General features: G+C 71.6%; 17 protein-coding genes and 1 pseudogene. 11 read left to right on the top strand and 7 right to left on the bottom strand.

What is annotated here, in order from left to right; genetic code table 11:
* Positions 1 to 275 precede the first annotated feature (275 nt).
* A complete protein-coding gene (locus ACWCYO_RS02140; protein ID WP_449783061.1) occupies positions 276 to 1,016 on the top strand; it encodes a winged helix-turn-helix domain-containing protein in 741 nt (246 codons plus the stop codon).
* Positions 1,017 to 1,148: 132 nt separating this feature from the next.
* Here ACWCYO_RS02140 and ACWCYO_RS02135 read toward each other — a convergent pair whose 3' ends face one another.
* Complete coding sequence (locus tag ACWCYO_RS02135; protein WP_449783060.1) at positions 1,149 to 2,141, bottom strand: aldo/keto reductase; 993 nt, start codon at positions 2,139 to 2,141, stop codon at positions 1,149 to 1,151.
* A 403-nt stretch (positions 2,142 to 2,544) separates the two neighbouring features.
* Between ACWCYO_RS02135 and ACWCYO_RS02130 the strand changes: the two genes are divergently transcribed.
* The 5 genes from ACWCYO_RS02130 to ACWCYO_RS02110 all read left to right on the top strand — a co-directional run bounded on the left by ACWCYO_RS02130 (position 2,545) and on the right by ACWCYO_RS02110 (position 6,060).
* The gene (locus ACWCYO_RS02130; RefSeq protein WP_270142205.1) at positions 2,545 to 3,111 is read left to right on the top strand and encodes a TetR/AcrR family transcriptional regulator; all 567 of its coding nucleotides are present in this window, start codon (positions 2,545 to 2,547) and stop codon (positions 3,109 to 3,111) included.
* Positions 3,112 to 3,207: 96 nt separating this feature from the next.
* Entirely contained in the window at positions 3,208 to 3,846 is a 639-nt protein-coding gene (locus ACWCYO_RS02125; protein WP_449783059.1) for a DUF4865 family protein, read from the top strand.
* 17 nt (positions 3,847 to 3,863) lie between these two features.
* Positions 3,864 to 4,313, top strand: a complete 450-nt coding sequence (locus tag ACWCYO_RS02120) for a carboxymuconolactone decarboxylase family protein (protein WP_270142202.1) — start codon at positions 3,864 to 3,866, stop codon at positions 4,311 to 4,313.
* Positions 4,310 to 5,290, top strand: coding sequence for a phosphotriesterase family protein (locus ACWCYO_RS02115; protein WP_270142200.1), 981 nt, complete (start codon positions 4,310 to 4,312; stop codon positions 5,288 to 5,290). The genes ACWCYO_RS02120 and ACWCYO_RS02115 overlap by 4 nt, the downstream gene beginning before the upstream one ends.
* Before the next feature lie 107 nt (positions 5,291 to 5,397).
* Positions 5,398 to 6,060: a Pr6Pr family membrane protein gene (locus tag ACWCYO_RS02110; RefSeq protein ID WP_270142199.1), complete on the top strand. Its 663-nt coding sequence runs from the start codon at positions 5,398 to 5,400 to the stop codon at positions 6,058 to 6,060.
* A 136-nt stretch (positions 6,061 to 6,196) separates the two neighbouring features.
* On the opposite strand, the gene ACWCYO_RS02105 is transcribed toward ACWCYO_RS02110, so the two are convergent.
* Entirely contained in the window at positions 6,197 to 6,961 is a 765-nt protein-coding gene (locus ACWCYO_RS02105) for an SDR family NAD(P)-dependent oxidoreductase (RefSeq protein ID WP_449783058.1), read from the bottom strand.
* Between the two features lie 137 nt (positions 6,962 to 7,098).
* Here ACWCYO_RS02105 and ACWCYO_RS02100 point away from each other — a divergent pair, with 137 nt between their 5' ends.
* Entirely contained in the window at positions 7,099 to 7,725 is a 627-nt protein-coding gene (locus tag ACWCYO_RS02100) for a TetR/AcrR family transcriptional regulator (RefSeq protein ID WP_449783057.1), read from the top strand.
* Between the two features lie 235 nt (positions 7,726 to 7,960).
* Positions 7,961 to 9,139 carry an alpha/beta hydrolase gene (locus ACWCYO_RS02095; protein ID WP_270142194.1) on the top strand — a complete coding sequence of 393 codons (1,179 nt, stop codon included), beginning with the start codon at positions 7,961 to 7,963 and terminating at the stop codon, positions 9,137 to 9,139.
* Positions 9,140 to 9,233: 94 nt separating this feature from the next.
* On the opposite strand, the gene ACWCYO_RS02090 is transcribed toward ACWCYO_RS02095, so the two are convergent.
* Complete coding sequence (locus ACWCYO_RS02090) at positions 9,234 to 9,563, bottom strand: phenolic acid decarboxylase (RefSeq protein ID WP_270142192.1); 330 nt, start codon at positions 9,561 to 9,563, stop codon at positions 9,234 to 9,236.
* 227 nt (positions 9,564 to 9,790) lie between these two features.
* Here ACWCYO_RS02090 and ACWCYO_RS02085 point away from each other — a divergent pair, with 227 nt between their 5' ends.
* The gene (locus ACWCYO_RS02085) at positions 9,791 to 10,216 is read left to right on the top strand and encodes a glycoside hydrolase family 16 protein (RefSeq protein ID WP_449783056.1); all 426 of its coding nucleotides are present in this window, start codon (positions 9,791 to 9,793) and stop codon (positions 10,214 to 10,216) included.
* Positions 10,217 to 10,476: 260 nt separating this feature from the next.
* Here the strand turns inward: ACWCYO_RS02085 and ACWCYO_RS02080 are convergent, their stop codons facing one another.
* The gene (locus tag ACWCYO_RS02080; protein ID WP_449783055.1) at positions 10,477 to 11,274 is read right to left on the bottom strand and encodes an IclR family transcriptional regulator; all 798 of its coding nucleotides are present in this window, start codon (positions 11,272 to 11,274) and stop codon (positions 10,477 to 10,479) included.
* A 201-nt stretch (positions 11,275 to 11,475) separates the two neighbouring features.
* Here ACWCYO_RS02080 and aceB point away from each other — a divergent pair, with 201 nt between their 5' ends.
* Positions 11,476 to 13,128 carry a malate synthase A gene (aceB, locus tag ACWCYO_RS02075; protein ID WP_449783054.1) on the top strand — a complete coding sequence of 551 codons (1,653 nt, stop codon included), beginning with the start codon at positions 11,476 to 11,478 and terminating at the stop codon, positions 13,126 to 13,128.
* A 145-nt stretch (positions 13,129 to 13,273) separates the two neighbouring features.
* Positions 13,274 to 13,675, top strand: a complete 402-nt coding sequence (locus ACWCYO_RS02070; protein WP_270142185.1) for an allophanate hydrolase-related protein — start codon at positions 13,274 to 13,276, stop codon at positions 13,673 to 13,675.
* Between the two features lie 419 nt (positions 13,676 to 14,094).
* On the opposite strand, the gene ACWCYO_RS02065 is transcribed toward ACWCYO_RS02070, so the two are convergent.
* The 3 genes and pseudogenes from ACWCYO_RS02065 to pucL all read right to left on the bottom strand — a co-directional run bounded on the left by ACWCYO_RS02065 (position 14,095) and on the right by pucL (position 18,185).
* A complete protein-coding gene (locus tag ACWCYO_RS02065) occupies positions 14,095 to 15,480 on the bottom strand; it encodes an 8-oxoguanine deaminase (RefSeq protein ID WP_449783053.1) in 1,386 nt (461 codons plus the stop codon).
* 69 nt (positions 15,481 to 15,549) lie between these two features.
* Positions 15,550 to 16,976 (bottom strand): annotated as a pseudogene (locus tag ACWCYO_RS02060) (nucleobase:cation symporter-2 family protein).
* A 288-nt stretch (positions 16,977 to 17,264) separates the two neighbouring features.
* Positions 17,265 to 18,185, bottom strand: a complete 921-nt coding sequence (pucL, locus tag ACWCYO_RS02055) for a factor-independent urate hydroxylase (protein ID WP_270142182.1) — start codon at positions 18,183 to 18,185, stop codon at positions 17,265 to 17,267.
* Positions 18,186 to 18,214: the final 29 nt, after the last annotated feature.

The following is an 18,214-nucleotide window of genomic DNA, read 5'->3' as shown; positions in this document are numbered from 1 at the left end:
CCCGCCTCGCGGAGTAACCACCAGTGAACACCGTCCGCCCCAGCAGTCTCCGCGCCGGGCTCGGCACGGACGGCCGACGGGGTCGCCACGACCTCGAGCCGTTCTGGCCGTCCCGGCAGCCGCACCTGTTCGATCAGACGTGTCCGGGTTCGCCCCGCGCGTCCCGGCCCTCCGCCCGCTGAACCCGGCTCCGCCCGGTCCAGCTCCGGCAGTGCGCCCGGTCGACGCGCAGACGACTCCACCCCGTCCGTCACGCGCGAAATGAGCGGCACACCATGTCTTCCTCCTCCACGGCCACCCTTCCCCTGCCCACCGCGACCCCGCATCTGCGCGCGGTCCGGTCCGTTCCCCCCGTCACCGCCGTTCCCTCCAGCGTCCCGTCCGTCTCCGCCGTTCCCACCGTCCCGGCCGGCTCCCCGGTCGTCGGGCCGAGCCGCCCGGGGGTGGTCCCGGCCGTCGGGCCGCAGCCCGGTGCGGTCGTACCGCCGGCGCCCGCGTCGCTGCTCGCCGCACTGCCGGCGGGGGCGACCGTCGTCGCCGCCCTGCCGCAGGGCGTGCTGCCGCAGGGCCTGCTCGCCCAGTACGGCGCTCAGGCCGGCGGGGCCGCCGGCCACCCGATGGTCGGGTACCTGGTGCTGGTGCCGGCCGAGAACCCGGTGCCGGCGCCGGCACCGGTCGGCATGGCGGGACCCGCCGCCCCGGGCGCGGTCCGGTCGGTCCGGCCGGCCGGACGCGGCATCACCGTCGACACCGAGCGGCGCAACGCGTACGTCGACGGGCGGCTGCTCGACCTCACGTACCTGGAGTTCGAGCTGCTGGCCCACCTCACCGAGCACCCGCAGCGGGTGCACACCCGGGACCACCTGGTCTCGGCGGTCTGGGGCTACGGCCACGTCGGGGACGGCCGCACGGTCGACGTGCACGTCGCCCGGCTGCGCCGCAAGCTCGGACCGGCCTACCGGGACTCGATCGTGACGGTCCGTCGGGTCGGGTACAAGTACACGCCGGCCGGCTGAGCGGCGAACGGGTAACAGCTGACAGAAGGCAGCTGACAGAAAACAGCTGACAGAAAACAGCTAACAGATGACAGCTGACAGATTTCGAAATCTGTCAGCTGTCATCTGTCACCCGCCGGGCGTCGCCCTCCCTCAGAGACTCAGCCGGTCGATCTCCGCCAGCTCGTCCTCCGTCAGCGGCCCAGCGGCCAGCGCGTTCAGGTTCTGGTCCAGCTGGGCGACACTGCTCGCCCCGATGATCACCGACACCACCCGCGGGTCCCGCAGTACCCAGCAGAGCGCCAGCTGCGCCAGGGTCTGCCCGCGACGCTCGGCGACCTTGGCCAGCGCCCGCAGCTGCTCCAGCTGCGGCCCGGTCAGCACCTCCTCCCTCAGGAACCTGCCGACCGACATCCGGGAACCGGCCGGCACCTGCCCCGAGAGGTAACGATCGGTCAACAGCCCCTGGGCGAGCGGCGAGTAGGCGATCAGGCTGGTCTGGGTGTCGCCCACCGCGTCCAGCACCCCGGCCTCCTCCGCGTGCCGGTTGAGGATGGAGTACGCCGACTGGTTCATCAGCACCGGTGTCCCCAGCTCGCGCAGGATCGCCGCGGCCTCCCGGTGCTGCTCCGCCGGGTAGTTGGAGATCGCCGCGTACAGGGCCTTGCCCGAGCGGACCGCGCTGTCCAGGGCTCCCATCGTCTCCTCGAGCGGGGTGTCCGGGTCGTGGCGGTGCGAGTAGAAGACGTCGACGTAGTCCAGGCCCATCCGGCCCAGCGACTGGTCCAGGCTGGCCAGCAGGTACTTGCGGCTGCCGCCGTCGCCGTACGGGCCGGGCCACATGTCCCAGCCGGCCTTGGTCGCGATGAAGAGCTCGTCGCGGTACGGCCGGAAGTCCTGCGCGAACAGGTAGCCGAAGTTGCGCTCCGCGCTGCCGTACGGCGGACCGTAGTTGTTCGCCAGGTCGAAGTGGGTGACTCCGCGGTCGAAGGCCCGGCGCAGCACCGCCCGTTGCACGTCCAGTGGCTGGGCGTCACCGAAGTTGTGCCAGAGTCCGAGCGAGACGGCGGGCAGCTGCACGCCACTGCGGCCGGCCTTCCGGTAGGTCATCGAGGCATAGCGGTCATCCGCGGCGAGGTAGCTCATGCCGGACATCTTGCCAGCCGGCTGGGTCCGATCAAGCCCTCGCTGCGAACTGGGTCCTGTCGCAACGCCTTTGGTGATCGGGCGGTGACGTCCGCTGTGAACCCTCTGGGCCCGCCCGCGCGGGCGGCCGGGTGCCGCCCGCCCGCGCAATGCGCCGCGCACCCCTACCCGGTGTGCACCCGCCACCGTAGGTGACGTGACGCGCGCCACCGGCCGCGGCGGAATGCCCAACGGTGGCACGGGGGATGACGAACGGTCGAGGGGCCGTGGCCGCCGGGGGGCGGCGCACGGCCCTCAGTCCTTCCGGCGCTCCCCGGCGTCTTCCGGCGCCCTCCGACGCGGTGCGGCCTGCTTGGGAAAATCCCCTTCCCCTCTGTACCTACTGGTATGTACAGTGATTCCCATGAGCACCCAGGACCGTCTCATCGAGAGCACCCAGGACCTCCTCTGGGAGCGCGGCTACGTCGGCACCAGCCCCAAGGCCATCCAGCAGCGCTCCGGCGTCGGCCAGGGCAGCATGTACCACCACTTCACCGGCAAGCCCGACCTCGCCGCCGCCGCCCTGCGCCGCAGCGCCGAGCAGATGCGGGCCACCGCCGAGGCCGACCTCGCCGCCCGTGGCACCGCGTACGACCGGATCGCGGCCTACCTGCACCGGGACCGCGAGGTGCTGCGCGGCTGCCGGATCGGCCGGATGGCCCAGGATCCGGACGTCGTCGCCGACCCGCAGCTGCGCGCCCCGGTCGAGGAGACCTTCGACTGGCTGCGCGGCCGGATCGCCGAACTGATCGCCGAGGGCCGGGCGCACGGCGAGTTCGCCCCCGGCCTCGACCCGGCGGACACCGCGGCCGCCGTGGTCGCCGTCATCCAGGGTGGCTACGTCCTGGCCCGCGCCGCGGCCAGCGCCGAACCCTTCGAACAGGCGGTCCGCGGCGCCCTCGGCCTACTCGCCGCCCACCGCCAGGTCTGACGGGCTCCCACCACACCTCGCCCGACGCCGACCGCCCGGGACCGAGCGGTCAGCGCCCGACGCATGCCACCAGCCGCCCGAGCCCAGGAGCCCGCCGTGCACGCCATGCAGTACGAGATCACCCTCCCCACCGACTACGACATGGGCATCATCCACAAGCGCGTGGCCGACAAGGGCCACCTGCTCGACGCCCACCCCGGGCTCGGCCTCAAGGCGTACCTGGTCCGCGAGCGCGGCCAGGACGGCTCACCGGTCAACCAGTACGCGCCGTTCTACCTCTGGCGCACCGCGGAGGGCATGAACGCCTTCCTCTGGGGCCCGGGCTTCCGTGGCCTGAGCGCCGACTTCGGCCGTCCCGCCGTCCGGCACTGGATCGGCGCGGGCCTGATCGAGGGCACCCGGACCGACACCCCGACCACCGCGACCCGCACGACCGTACGGCTCCCGGAGACCGCGGACCCGGCCGAGGCCATCGACCGGGCTCTCGCCGAACTCGCCGAACTCGCCGAACTCGGGGAACTCGCCGGACTCGCCGAACCGGGGGAACTCGCCGACCGCCCCGCGCAGCCCGCCCTGCACACCGCCGCCGTCGCCGTGGATCCGAGCCGCTGGGAGCTGCTCAGTCTCGCCCTCTGGCACGGCCCGGCCCCCGAGAACGCGCCCGGCACCCGCTACCGGGTGCTGCACCTGTCCCGCCCCGAACTCGACCGGCTGCCGACCGGCCGCCGCTGGTGAAAGGTCCCACCACTCCGATGCCCACAGCTCCGATGCCCACCCGGCCCGCCGCCATGACCCCCGCCGACCTCACCCCCGCCCCGCTCGACCGCGAAGCCGGCTACGCCCTGCTCGCCGAGCTCGCCGGCCCGGTCGCCGCCACCACCCTCGGCGGCCTGGACGGACTCGCCCCCGGCTTCGCCGACTGGATCGTCACGAGCCTCTTCGGCGGTACCTACCAGCGCCCCGGCCTCGCCCTGCGCGACCGCCAGATCGCCAACCTGGCCGCGCTCACCGCCCTCGGCGGCGTGGAGCCGCAGCTCGCCGACCACGTCCGCAACAGCCTGCGGATCGGAATGACGCGCGAGGAGATCATCGAGGTGATCGTCCACCTCGCGCCGTACGTCGGCGTCCCCAAGGCCCTGGCCGGTCTCCGGGTCGCCACCGCGACCTTCGCGGAGGCGGGCACCCCGGAGGAGGGCGCATGACCGCCGTCCCCACCACCCGCGCCGTACGGACCGTCCTCGGCGACCTCGACCCCGCCGAGCTGGGCCTCACCGACTCCCACGACCACCTCTTCATCCGCAGCCCCCGGTTCCCCGACCAGGAGCTGGACGAATCGGCCCCCGCCGCCGACGTGCTGCGCGCCTACGCCGCCGCCGGCGGCCGCACCCTCGTCCAGTGGACCCCGTGGGGCATGGGCCGGGGCGCGGACGCCCTCGCCGAGCTGTCCCGCACGACCGGCGTCCAGGTCGTCGCCGCCACGGGCGCGCACCAGACCGCCCACTACTTCCCGGGCCGCTTCCCGAACCTGGACGACCCCGACCCCAGCGCCGATTCCGGCTCCAGTCATGCCCCCGCCCCGTACGCCGACCTCGCCGAGCGCTTCGTCACCGAGCTCACCACCGGTCTCCCCGGTGCCCCCGAGGGCGTACGACCGGGCCTGATCAAGATCGCCGACGACGCGGGCCCGCTCACCGGGCACACCCGCCGGACGATGGCCGCCGCGGCCGAGGCGCACCACGCCACCGGCGCCCCGATCGCCGTCCACCTCGAACCCGACGGTGACCCACACGGCGTCGTGCGCCGGCTCCACGGACGGCACGGAGTCAGCCCCGACCGGATCGTCCTCGGCCACCTCACCCGCTTCACAGACCGGGCACTGCACCGCAGCCTCGCCGCCGAGGGCGTGTTCCTCGCCCTCGACAGCCCGTCCCGGATCGGACACCCCGCCGACCTCCAGGCCTTCGACGTGATCGCCGACCTGGTCGAGGCGGGCCACACCGACCGACTGCTGCTCGGCGCCGACACGACCACCCGCACCGCCCGCGCGCTCGGCGGCCCCGCCCGGCTGCTCACCGACCTCGCCCCGCGGCTGGCCCGCACCTTCGGGCCCGAGCTGCCCGACCGGCTGTTGGTCGCCAACCCGGCGGCCGCCTTCGCCGCCGAGTGGCGCACGCCCTGAAGCCGGGGCGGCCCGGGCAGTGCTCCTCCTGTGGCCGAGCCCGCTCGACGGGGTTTGAATCCGAGTAGCCCCTGCCCGGACCACGCCCCAGAGAGGCGGTTTCGACGATGCACTCGTGGCTCGCTCCCGCCCGGCTCGCCGTCGCGGCCTTCCTCGCCGTCGCCCTCTGCTTCTCGGGCTACCACGCGGCGACCGACGGCACCGGGGTGGTGAACTTCTTCAGCTACTTCACCAACCTCAGCAACCTCGCCGGGATGGCCGTCCTGGCCTACGGCGGCTGGGCCGGGCTGACCGGCCGCCGGCCGGTGCCGGACGCGGTGCGCGGGGCGGTGGTGCTCTACCTGGTGATCACCGGGCTGGCCTACGGCACGCTGCTGGCGAAGTACCCCGCGCTGCTGGTGATTCCGTGGGTGGACGACGTGGTCCACCGCGCGGTGCCGCTCGTCGTGCTCGCCGATTGGCTGCTCGACCCGCCCGCCCGGCGCGTTCGCCCCGCCGCGGTGCTCGGCTGGCTGGCGTTCCCGCTGGTCTACCTGGTGTACGCGCTGACCCGCGGCCACGCCGTCGACTGGTACCCGTACCCGTTCCTCGACCCCGCCGGGCACGGCGGTTACCGCCGGGTCGCGGGGGCGTGCTTCCTGCTGGTGGTGGCCCTGCTGCTGATCGGGGCCGCCGTCGCCGCGGTGGGCAACGCCCTCGCCGCCCACCGGGACGCCCGGCAGGGCACGGTGCCACCGCGCGGCCGTCACGCCCGGGCCCGGACCGGCTGACGGAGCCGCACGGCTGTACGGCGACGGCTCCGTCAGCCGGACCGGCCGGTCGAGGAGCCGAGCGCCCGGAGGAAGCAGGCGGGGCCCGTGCCCGGTGGGGGAGGGCACGGGCCCCGCGCTCGACCGGACCGACGGGTCACATGTGGGTGCCGCCGTCGATGCGGAGCTCGGTGCCGGTGACGAAGGCACCGTCGTCGGAGGCCAGCATGGCGATCACGCCGGCCACCGTCTCCGGACCCGCGAAGCCCTGGCCGAGGGCGGGGGAGAGCTTGGCGAGCAGGCTGAAGTCGGCGTCGGCGGGCAGGCCCGGGTCGTTGGTCATGCCGCTGTCGATGCTGCCCGGCGCGACGCAGACCGCGCGCAGGCCCTGCTTCGAGTACTCCGAGGCGATCGCGTGGGTGAACGACTGGATGCCGCCCTTGGTCGCGGCGTACGCGGCCATGTAGGGGTGGGCGAAGGTCGCGGAGGTGGAGCTGAAGTTGACCACCACGCCCCGGCCGTTCGCGAGCAGCGCGGGGAGCGCCTCGCGGGTCATCAGGAAGGTGCCGGTCAGGTTCACCGCGAGGAGCTTGTTCCAGAACTCCAGGGTGGTCTCGTGGGTGTGCGAGGAGCGGAGGATGCCGGCCGCGTTGACCAGGACGTCCAGGCCGCCCAGCGCCGAGATCGCCCCGGCCACGCCGGTGACGACGGCGGCCTCGTCCGAGACGTCCAGGACCTGGATGGTCAGACGATCGGCGGTGCCGTCGGCGGTCGCGTGGTCCAGGGTCTTCTTCAGGCCCTCCTCGTTGACGTCGACGGCGACGACCTTCCCGCCCTCGGCGAGGATCCGGTGCACGGTGGCCTGGCCGATGCCAGAGCCGCCGCCGGTGATCAGGACGTTCCGTCCGCTGAAGCGCTCCATGGTGGTACTCCTTCGATCGTGGTCTCTCGACCTCGATAGGCACGTTACGCCTATGTGGCACAACGTGCCAAAAAGTCTTGATGTGACAGAACGGCGCAATGCGTCCCGACGGCGTCCGGCTGCGTACGCTGACCCTTGTGACCGGACGCCCGACCCTGACCCAGCGCCGCCGTGACGCCACCCGGCTGGAGATCGCCCGCACCGCCGCCGCGCTCTTCGCCGAGCGCGGCGCGGAGTCGACCACCGCCGAGGAGATCGCGGCCGCCGCAGGCATCTCGCTGCGCACCTTCTACCGCTACTTCTCGGTCAAGGAGGACGCCGTCGCCCCGCTGCTCGCGGCGGGCGGACAGCGCTGGGTGGACCTGCTGGCCGAGAGCTCGACCGACCTCCCGCTGCGCCAGTCGCTGGAACGCTCGGCGGTCGCGTCGCTGACTCCGGCCGACGAAGAGGCCGTCGAGGCGATGCACTGGACCCGCAGCCTGCTGCGCGACCCGCGGCTGGACGGCACCTGGCAGCGCGTCCACGCGGGATCGGAGGAGCGGCTGCGGTCCGTGCTGGCCGCGCGCTGCCCGGACGGCGCCGATCCGCTGGAGATCCGGCTGGCCGCCGCCGCGGCCACGGCGGCGATCCGGGTGGCCCTGGAGCAGTGGGCCGACTCCGACGCCCCGGTCGCCGGCCCGGGTTCCCCGCAGGACCTCGGCGCCCGCTGCATGCGTGAGCTCACGGCGGGGCTGCGGCTCTGGGAGCGGGTGGACGAGGGGTAGCGGTCGGCGCCGGGTGGCTGGCAGGCTGACAGGTTTCAGCTGACAGATTTCGAAATCTGTCAGCTGAAACCTGTCGGTCGGTCGCCCCTCCTCGGCACCCTCCAGCCCCCCATCAGCTTCCTCCCAGCTCCCGCTAGGGTTGGTCCTCGCGCCCCGGTGGGGGAACCGGGGTGACCTCCTCGGATGTCCCTGAGCGGAGGGGGCGTGGAGTTCGAGGCGTGGGAGCAACTGGGACATGGGTCTGACGAGCCACAAGGTGCTGGCGCTGGCCGTACTGCTGGCGGTCGTGATGATGATCGGCACGGTCTGGCTGTGGCCCAGACTCGCCAGGAAGAGCTGGCAAGCGGTGCTCGGCCGGATAGGCACGTTGCTCGCCACCCAGCTCGCCGTGCTCGCCGCGCTCGGCCTGGTGGCGAACAACTACTTCGCGTTCTACAGCAGTTGGGACGACCTGCTGGGCACCGGCAGCACCGGACCGGTGGTGATCCACAACAAGGCGGACGCCTCCGGACGCCTCATGGTGGAGACCATCGGCCAGGCCTCGGTCAAGGGCGGCGGCGCGATGGGCCGTGAGCCCAGCCGGTCCGGCGAGATCCGCAAGGTCCGGATCGACGGCAAGGAGAGCCGGCTGTCGACCGAGGCGTACGTCTACCTGCCGCCGCAGTACTTCCAGCCGGAGTACGCGCAGAAGCAGTTCCCGGCCGTGATCGTCAGCACCGGGTTCCCGGGAATCGCCGAGAACCTGATCACCCGGTTCAACTACCCGGGCGCGGCGCTCAAGCTGCTGCAGGAGGGCAGGATGCAGCCGACCGTCATGGTCCTGATGCGCCCCTCGCCCGCCCTGCCGCAGGACACCGAGTGCGAGGACATCCCGGGCGGCGCCCAGTCCGACACGTACTTCACCAAGGACGTCCCCTCGGCGATCGAGGCGAGCTACCGGGTCTCGACCGACCCGCAGGCCTGGGCCTTCATGGGCAATTCGACCGGTGGCTACTGCGCCGTCAAGCTGGCCATGCGCCACCCGGACGTCTTCCCGACCGCCGTCGCCCTGTCCGCGTACTACGAGGCCGCGGACGACCCGACCACCGGTGACCTCTTCGGCGGCAGCAAGCAGCGCCGCGACGAGGCCAACCTGATGTGGCGGCTGAAGAACCTGCCGCAGCCGAACATCTCCCTCCTGCTGGCCGGCACCAAGAAGGGCGACGGCAACTACAAGCAGGACACCGAGGCGTTCATCGACGCGGTACACAGCCCGATGAAGGTCTCGTACAGCATGCTCGAGAACGGCGGCCACAACTTCGAGACCTGGAGTGCGCTGCTGCCCTCCTCGCTGGAGTGGCTGTCCCAGCACCTCAAGGTGCCGAACCAGCCGAACCAGCAGGGCCAGCCGAGCCCGCAGGGCCAGACCGTCTGACGGCGGCCCGCGCCCGGCGAGAACGAACCGAACCCCCGGGACCCATGGGGCAGCGTCGGGTCCCGGGGCTCCGGTTTCGTCGTCGTCACACCGCTCAGGCCACCCGCTCCAGCGTCCCGGTGTGCAGCTGGCCGACCCGGCCGCCCTCGCCCTCGAAGGTCCAGAAGGCCCGCACGGTCAGCGCGTTGAGGTCCATCACGTGGCTGACGGTGATCCCGCTCTGCTCCGTCCAGCTGACGAAGTAGATCTCCGGCGCGATCTCGGCGACGTGCAGCCGCACGTCCTCCCACTGGCCCGCCGACTCGCCGAGGCCCTCCCAGCGCAGCCGCGTGCCGTCGGCCGAGTAGGTGTTGCGGAAGGCCGCGCCGTTGTCGACCCGGAAGACGTAGGTACGGCCGGCGAAGGCGGGCAGGGACGCGGTCATGGTGGGGCGGGACCTCTTCTCGGGAGCAGCGGGCGGATCGTGCGGGGCGTACGGGCCGGCACATCGGACTCGGTGCACTTGTGCACCGCGGAAAATGCCAGGCTTCCAATTTATCCGACCGGGCGGACTCGGGCCGCCCCGCGCGCCACGGTGCGGTCCACAGCCACAGCCACAGCCACAGCCACAGCCACAGCCATAGCCACAGCCACTCCAAGGAGGGCTTCCAGGTGAAGACCGGCGACTACGCCGAGACGCGAGTCAAGCTCCCGTCCGGCACCGGAGCCTGGCCGGCGCTGTGGACCTGGAACGGCACCAGCGGCTCGCACGGGGAGATCGACTCCTTCGAGTACCACGCCGACAACCCGAGCACGCTGGAACTGACCAACCACGTCAACCCGGACCACCTGTTCTACAAGAACGCCAAGACGATCGCGAACGACGGCTGGGTCACCATCGGCACCCACTACGGCGCCAACTCGGTGGACTGGTACGTCAACGGCGTCAAGGTCTTCTCCGACGGCACGGGCGTGGGCGCCAACTGGTCGGCGTACCTGATCCTCAACCTCTCGGTGAGCGCCGGCAAGTACCACCCGGCGCCGCAGGGGAACACCCCGATCACCTTCGCCGCCGACTACGTGCGCGTCTACCGCTGAGCGCGGACGCCGAGCGCACGTAGCCCGCAGACCAGCCGCTCTCAGGAACCGGCAGCCGTACGACCACTTCCGGGCGAACGGCTGCCGGTTGTTGCGTCCGTCCGGTCGTCCGGGCTGCGCATTCCGCCGGACCCGCCGAGCGCAATCCCGCCGGACCCGCCGGTCGGCACACCCGGCACGCCCGGGCCAGCGGCGATACCGCGCGACCGCCGCCACGACCGCCGTGGAACAGGCGGCTGGGCAAGTGGACTGACGTTCCGTCAGGGAGCGAGGACCTGCCCGAGCCGGGTTGCGATCTGGTGCATCACCGGCACCAGCGAGGACGCCCCCGCCTGCTCCTCCAGCGCTCGGATCCGCGCCTCCGGGCCGGACACCGACAGGGCGGTGGGGGCCGGCGCGCCCGGCACCGCGAGCGCGATGCAGCGGACGCCGATCTCCTGCTCCTGGTCGTCGACCACGTACCCGCGCTCGCGCGCCTCGGCGAGCTGGTCCATCAGCTCCTGCGGGTCGGTCACGGTGTACTCGGTGTGGGCGGGCAGCGGGTTGGGGCCCAGGATCGCCCGCGCCTCGTCCTCGGGGAGCTGGGCGAGGAGTGCCTTGCCGACGCCGGTGCAGTGCGGCTGCACCCGCCGTCCGACCTCGGTGAACATCCGCATCGAGCGCCGCGACTGCACCTGCCCGACGTACACCACCTCGCCGCCCTCCAGCACGGCCAGGTTGGCGGTCTCGCCGGTGGCCTCCATGAGCTCGGCCAGGTACGGGCGGGCCCAGCTGCCGAGCAGGCGGCCGGCGGTCTCGCCGAGGCGGATCAGCCGGGGGCCGAGGGTGTAGCGGCGCGCGGTGTCCTGGCGGACATAGCCCTGCTGGACGAGGGTACGAACCAGTCGGTGGATGGTCGGCATCGGGAGGCCGGAACTGCTGGAGAGTTCACTGAGGGTGGCCACCCCGCCGGAGTCGGCCAGTGCCTCCAGGAGTTGGAAGGCGCGCTCGACGGACTGCACGCCGCCGCTCGCGCGGTCGGCGCCTGTCGTCGATGCTGTGTCGGGGGTCGCAACCACCGGCGTTCCCTTCGCTGTCGGGGAGGAGTAGAGTCCCGGCGACCTCTTCAACAAACCGTTGAAATTCTGTATCGCGGAAACTAGTCTCCACTTTACAGAATCGAACTCGCCGACAGGCGGGTAACGATCGAGGAAGTTCCCGAGGAAGTTCCCACCGGAGCTCCCTTCGCCAGGCTCAACCGTCTTAGGAGTGTCCTGCTCATGGCTGCAGATCAGGGGCCCGTCGGCGCCTCCCCCGCCGCTCCGGTCGTCACTGTCGCCGGTCCGCGCGTCCACCGGGCGGAGGAGGTGCTCACTCCGGAGGCGGTCGCCTTCGTCGTCGGCCTCCACCGCGCCTTCGAGGGCCGCCGGCAGGAGCTCCTGGCCAGGCGGAAGGCCCGACGCGCGGAGATCGCCCGCACCGGCACGCTGGACTTCCTCCCCGAGACCGCCGACGTGCGCGCCGGGGACTGGAAGGTCGCCGAGGCGCCGCGGGCCCTCCAGGACCGCCGGGTCGAGATCACCGGCCCCACCGACCGCAAGATGGTCATCAACGCCCTCAACTCGGGTGCGAGGATCTGGCTCGCCGACTTCGAGGACGCCACCTCTCCGACCTGGGAGAACGTGGTCAGCGGCCAGGTCAACCTGATCGACGCCTTCGAGGGCCGGATCGACTTCACCAGCTCGGCCGGCAAGGCCTACACCCTCAAGCCCGCCGCCGAACTCGCCACCGTCGTGGTCCGCCCGCGCGGCTGGCACCTGGACGAGAACCACCTGCTGGTCGACGGCGTCCCGGTGGCCGGCGCGTTCGTCGACTTCGGCCTGTACTTCTTCCACAACGCCGCCCGGCTGCTCGCCAAGGGCGCCGAGGACCCGAACTCCGGCCCGTACTTCTACTTGCCGAAGACCGAGAGCCACCTCGAGGCCCGGCTGTGGAACGACGTGTTCACCCACGCCCAGGCCGCACTCGGCATCCCGCACGGCACCGTCCGGGCCACCGTGCTGATCGAGACCATCACCGCCGCCTTCGAGATGGACGAGATCCTCTACGAGCTGCGCGACCACGCGGCCGGCCTCAACGCCGGGCGGTGGGACTACCTGTTCTCGATCGTCAAGAACTTCCGCGACGCCGGCGAGCACTACATCCTGCCGGACCGCAACAGCGTCACCATGGCCTCGCCGTTCATGGCCGCCTACACCCGGCTGCTGGTGCGGACCTGCCACAAGCGCGGCGCCCACGCGATCGGCGGCATGGCCGCGTTCATCCCCAGCCGCAAGGACCCGGAGGTCAACGCCGCCGCCTTCGAAAAGGTCAAGGCGGACAAGGACCGCGAGGCCGGCAACGGCTTCGACGGCTCCTGGGTGGCCCACCCGGACCTCGTCCCGGTCGCCCGGGCCTCCTTCGACGCGGTGCTCGGCGAGCGGCCCAACCAGAAGGACAACCCCGGTCCGGCCGAGCCGGTCACCGCCGCCGACCTGCTCGACATCGCGGGCGCCGGGGGCACCTGCACCCACGCCGGGCTGCACAACGCCGTCCAGGTCGGCATCCGCTACATCGAGGCGTGGCTTCGCGGGCTCGGGGCGGTCGGCATCTTCAACATGATGGAGGACGCCGCCACCGCCGAGATCTCCCGTTCGCAGATCTGGCAGTGGATCCACAACGGGGTCGTGCTCTCCGACACCGGCGAGAAGGCCACCGCCGAGCTGGTCCGCAGCCTGGTCGCCACCGAACTCACCGAGCTCCGCGCCGAGTCGGGCGCCGAGGCCTATGAGGCCGGTCGCTGGCGCGAGGCCGCCCAGCTCTTCGAACGGGTCGCCCTGGCCGAGGAGTTCGCGGACTTCCTGACCCTCCCCGCGCTTCCCCTGCTGGGCTGAGCACCAATCTATCCGCCGGCGCCTCCGCTGCCGCCCGCCGGGCTGTAGCAGTTCCGCCGCCCTTTGCTCCGTTCCGTACGGCGACGAATCCACCTGTCCTCTCGTCGTCGTACGGAACGGTCTTTTCTTTCCGAGGAGTTCACTGATGGCGCGCATCTTCTTCAACGGCCAGGCGATGGTCGGCGGACCGTTCCACGACAAGGTCGCCGACGCCCTGATCGGCCCGGTCCGCACCGCACCCGGATACCGCTTCTTCTCCATCGACCACAGCGGCGGGACGGACGTCTGCCCGGGGCTGCTGGCCGACCCGGCCGTCGACAGCGCGATCGAGGGCGAACTGTACGACGTCAGCCTGGAGCGGTTGCGGGATGTCATCCTGCCCGGCGAGCCCCGGGAGCTGGAGCTCGGCGTGATCGAGCTGGCGGACGGCTCCGCGTGCCTGTCGATGCTGCTCGCCCGGGGCGAGCTCGAGCGCGGCGTGCACCGCGAGATCACCCACCACGGCGGCTGGCGCGCCTACCTGGCGACGCTGGGGCGCACGGCCTGAGGGGTTGGGGTCAGGCTGGCGCCGACGGGTGACAGATGACAGCTGACAGATTTCGTCATCTGTTATCTGTCATCTGTCACCCGTCGGCTGTTCTTGGCGACGGTCCTGGCCGACACCCTGGCCCAAAGGTCCCGGCCGCGCGACGCTCGACCGGGTGAGACGGCGGGCCCCTCCCGGACGCGCCACAGCCCCGGACCCTCGCCGTGGATCCGGGGCTGCGGTCCGCGCATCGATGACAGCGAACAGATGACGGACAACAGATGACAGATGATGAAATCTGTCGGCTGACATCTGTCCGCCGCCCGAAGGAGCGCGGAGTCCGGGCGCGCACCGTCCCTGGGCGCCCCGGAGTCACGGAGCCGAAGGACCGCCCGAACAGCTCAGACGGTCAATCAGCCGAATGGTCGAACCGCCGAACGTCACACCGGCCGGGAGGCGAGCTCCTTGGCCGCCCGGGCGCAGGCGCGGGCGATCCGGTCCTCGTTGACGGTGGTCAGCTCGCCCTTCTCGACCACGGCGTTGCCGTTGACGAACAGCACCGCCAGCGGCGGCAGCGCGCCGAAGGTGAGGGCCGCGACCGGGTCGGCGATCGAGGAGTGCATGATCCCGTCGATCTTCCACAGCGCGAGGTCGGCCAGCTTCCCGGCCTCGATCGAGCCGATCTCGTTCTGCCGCCCCAGCACCCGGGCCCCGCCCATGGTGCCGAGCCGCAGCGCCTGGCGGCCGGTCAGCGCGGTCGGGTAGCCGTGGAGGCGGTTGATCAGCAGCGCGTTGCGCAGCTCCGTACCGAGCTCGCCGGACTCGTTGGAGGCGGTGCCGTCGACGCCGAGCCCGACCGGTACGCCGGCATTGAGCATGTCCGGCACCCGGGCGATGCCGGCGGCCAGCCGGGCGTTGGAGGACGGGCAGTGCGCCACGCCGGTACCCGTCTCGGCGAACTTGGCGATGTCGGAGTCGTTCATGTGGACGCAGTGCGCCATCCAGACGTCCTCGCCGAGCCAGCCCACCGACTCGAAGTAGTCGGTCGGCCCCATGCCGAACAGCTCCTTGCAGAACTGCTCCTCCTCGGCCGTCTCCGAGCCGTGGGTGTGCAGCCGGACGCCCTTGCGGCGGGCGAGTTCGGCGGACTGGCGGAGCAGGTCGGTGGAGACCGAGAACGGCGAGCAGGGCGCGATCGCGACGTGCAGCATCGAGCCGAAGGAGGAGTCGTGGTAGCGGTCGACGGCGGCCTCGGAGGCGGCCAGGATGTCGTCCAGTTCCTCGACGGCGTGGTCCGGCGGCAGCCCGCCGTCCTTCTTGCTGCGGTCCATCGAGCCCCGCAGCGCGGTGAAGCGCAGGCCGAGCTCCTGGACGGCCTCGATCGAGGCGCCGAGGACGTCCCCGCCGTCCTTGGGGAAGACGTAGTGGTGGTCCGAGGCGGTGGTGCAGCCGGACTTGAGCAGGGCGGCGGCCGAGCCCTGGCTGGCGGCGTGGACGAGCTTCTCGTCGATCCGGGCCCAGGTCGGGTAGAGCGCGACCAGCCAGTCGAAGAGGATGTCGTCCTGGGCGAGGCCCCGGGTGATCCACTGGTAGAAGTGGTGGTGGGTGTTGACCAGGCCCGGCGTGATCAGGTGGCCCTCGCCGTTGATCCGGCGCACCACGTTGTCCAGCCAGTTCGGGGCGGGGCCGTCGCCGACCGACTCGATGCGGTTTCCGAGGATGACCACGTGGCCGCGGGCGTACTCGGTGTCGGCGGCGTCGACGGTGGCGATCGCGACGTTCTCGATCACGATCCGCTGGTCGGCGGGAGGGGGCTGGACTGCCATGGTGTCACTCCTATGGGGGAGGGCCGGGAAGGGCGCGCACCTCATGGTGCGCGCCCCTGCCCGGACCGGTCAGGACGGTGTCGCCGTCGGCACCGTCGCGTCGGAGGCCTGACCGGATCTGGATCCGGCTGCGGATCCCGCTGCGGACCCGGATCCGGGCCCGGAGGCGGACCCGGATCCGGCCCGGGCGGCTCCGACGTGGTGGAAGAGCAGGTTGAGCAGGACGGCCATCACGCAGCCGGCCGAGATCCCCGAGTGCATCAGGGTCCGGACGGCCTCCGGGAAGGAGTCGTAGAAGTTCGGCACGGCGATCGGGATGATGCCGACACCGAGCGAGACCGACACCAGGATGGTGTTGGCGCTGGACTCCATGCCGGCCTCCGCGAGGGTGCGGATCCCGCTCGCCGCGACCGTGCCGAAGAGCACGATCCCGGCACCGCCGAGGACGGGCTGCGGCACCAGGGAGACGACCGAACCGAGCACCGGGAAGAGCCCCAGCAGGATCAGGATGCCTCCGCCGGCCGCGACCACGAACCGGCTGCGGATCTTCGTCAGTGCCACCAGCCCGATGTTCTGGGCGAAGGCGCTGGCGGCGAAGCCGTTGAAGACGGGGCTGATCGCGGTGGCCAGTCCGTCGGCCCGCAGACCGGCGGCGAGCGTGGTTTCGTCGGCCTCGCGCTCGACGATCTTGCCGAGGGCGAGCATGTCGGCGGTGGACTCGGTCATCGAGACCACCATGACGATGCACATCGAGACGATCGCGGCGACGTCGAACGCGGGCCCGCCGAAGTGGAACGGGGAGGGGAGCGCGAAGACCTTCGCGTCCCGGACCGCGCCGAAGTCGGCCAGCCCCAGCGGGAAGGCGATCAGGGTGCCGAACGCCAGACCGATGAGCAGGGACAGCTGCTGCCAGAAGCCGCGCAGCAGCCGGTTGCAGAGCACCACCGCGACGAGGGTGATCGCGGCGAGGCCGATGGCCCGCATGGAGCCGTACCCGGGGGCGCCTGGCGAGCCGCCGCGCGCCCAGTTCACCGCCACCGGGAGCAGGGACACCCCGATGAGGGTGATCACGGTGCCCTGGACGACCGGGGGGAAGAACCGGATGAGCTTGCAGAAGTACGGCGCCGCGAGGAAGCACAGGGCCCCCGCGACGATCACCGCTCCGAAGATCACCGGGAGGGCGTCCTTCGGTCCGTGTTCGTTGGCGATGGCGATCATGGGCGCGACTCCCGCGAGGCGGAGAGTCCGACGCCGGCGCCGACGATGAGCGGGGGTGCGACGACTCCCGCGTACATCGCGGCGACGTGTTGGAGCCCGGTGGAGAACAGCTTCACCGGGGGCAGCACCTCGTCCACGGGGTGGATACCGGGGTGGGTACCGGGATGGGTTCCGGACCCGGACGGCTCGCCGGGGAGGCGGGTTGAGGCGCCGTCCGGACCTGGGGTTCTTGCAGGGGTGGAACCGCCGTCGTTACTGCTGGTGTTGCTGGGTGCCATGTCGAGCCCCTCTTGTGCCCGTGGCTCCCGGCGCGCCCGTGGCGCTGGAGACCTCCCGAGGGCGGGACGGCGGAGCAAGGATCCCTCGGGGTGCTTCTCCAGTGCCCCGGGCCGGCCGCCGCGAGGCAGACACGAACTCCGGTTGGTGGGGGTGGAGAAACAGGTGGTGCGGGTGGTGCGGTCCGCCCGGTCTCGACCGGCCCGTGCGGGCCGGAGGTGCGGCGACTCCGGGCGGAGTCCGGGGGATGAGCGGGGTGGAGCGGTGGAGCGGTGGCGCTGCGGGGGAGGTCAGACGACCGGGATGACCGGGACGACGCCCTCACGGTGCACGGTGCCCTCGATCAGGCCGTACATGCGGTCCGCGGCGTAGTAGACCTCGTTCTCGTTCTTGAGCCCGAAGGGCTCCAGGTCGACGAGGAAGTGGTGCTTGTTGGGCAGTTCGAGGCGTACCTCGTCGACTTCGGCGCGGTTGTTGAGGACCCGGGTGCCCATCGAGTGCAGGGTCTGCTGCAGCGAGTAGGAGTAGGTCTCGGCGAAGGCCTCGAGCATGTGCCGCTTCACGTGGGTGTAGGAGCGGTTCCAGTTGGGCTGGGCCTCGCCGTCGCGGCCGCTGTAACCGTACTTCCAGCGGGCGGTGACCTGGGTGGCGAGGATGCGGTCGTACGCCTCCTGCAGGGTGGTGTACTTGTCCTTGATGTAGCCCCAGAACTCCGAGTTGGTGGAGTTCATCACGATGAGGTCCTTCAGGCCGGAGATGACCTGGACCTTCTCGCCGTCGTAGACGACCTCGGTGGTGCGGGTCTCCTGGCCGTTGCGGACGAAGGAGTGGCCGACCTCCTCCGAGCCGATGAAGCGGGCCGAGCTGTCCGGCGTCTTGATCCGGTCCCAGGCGTACTCCTCGATCCGGATCCGGGCGCTGTGCACGACGCCGCGCTCGGTGTCGTCGACGAAGTGCCGGGCCAGCAGGATGCCGAAGGCCTCGGCCGAGTCGATGCCGTACTCCTTGGCGAAGGCGTAGACGGTGTTCTTGGTGGTGTCGGTGGGGAGGCAGTTGGCGTTGGACCCGGTGAGGTGGACGTCCTCGAACTCGCCCTGGAGGGAGACCGAGACGTTCAGGTCCTTGATCTCGTGCCGGGTGGAGTCGCGGTAGACCCGGACGATGCGGTTCTCCGCCTTGCCGTACTGGTTCTGACCGAGCACGTGGGCCATGACAGGCTCCTAAGCTTCAAGGTCGGTCT

The sequence above is a fragment of the Kitasatospora sp. NPDC001683 genome (assembly GCF_053596495.1).
Note: the sequence above shows the minus strand (reverse complement) of the source record. Positions and strands in the feature narration are given on the sequence as shown.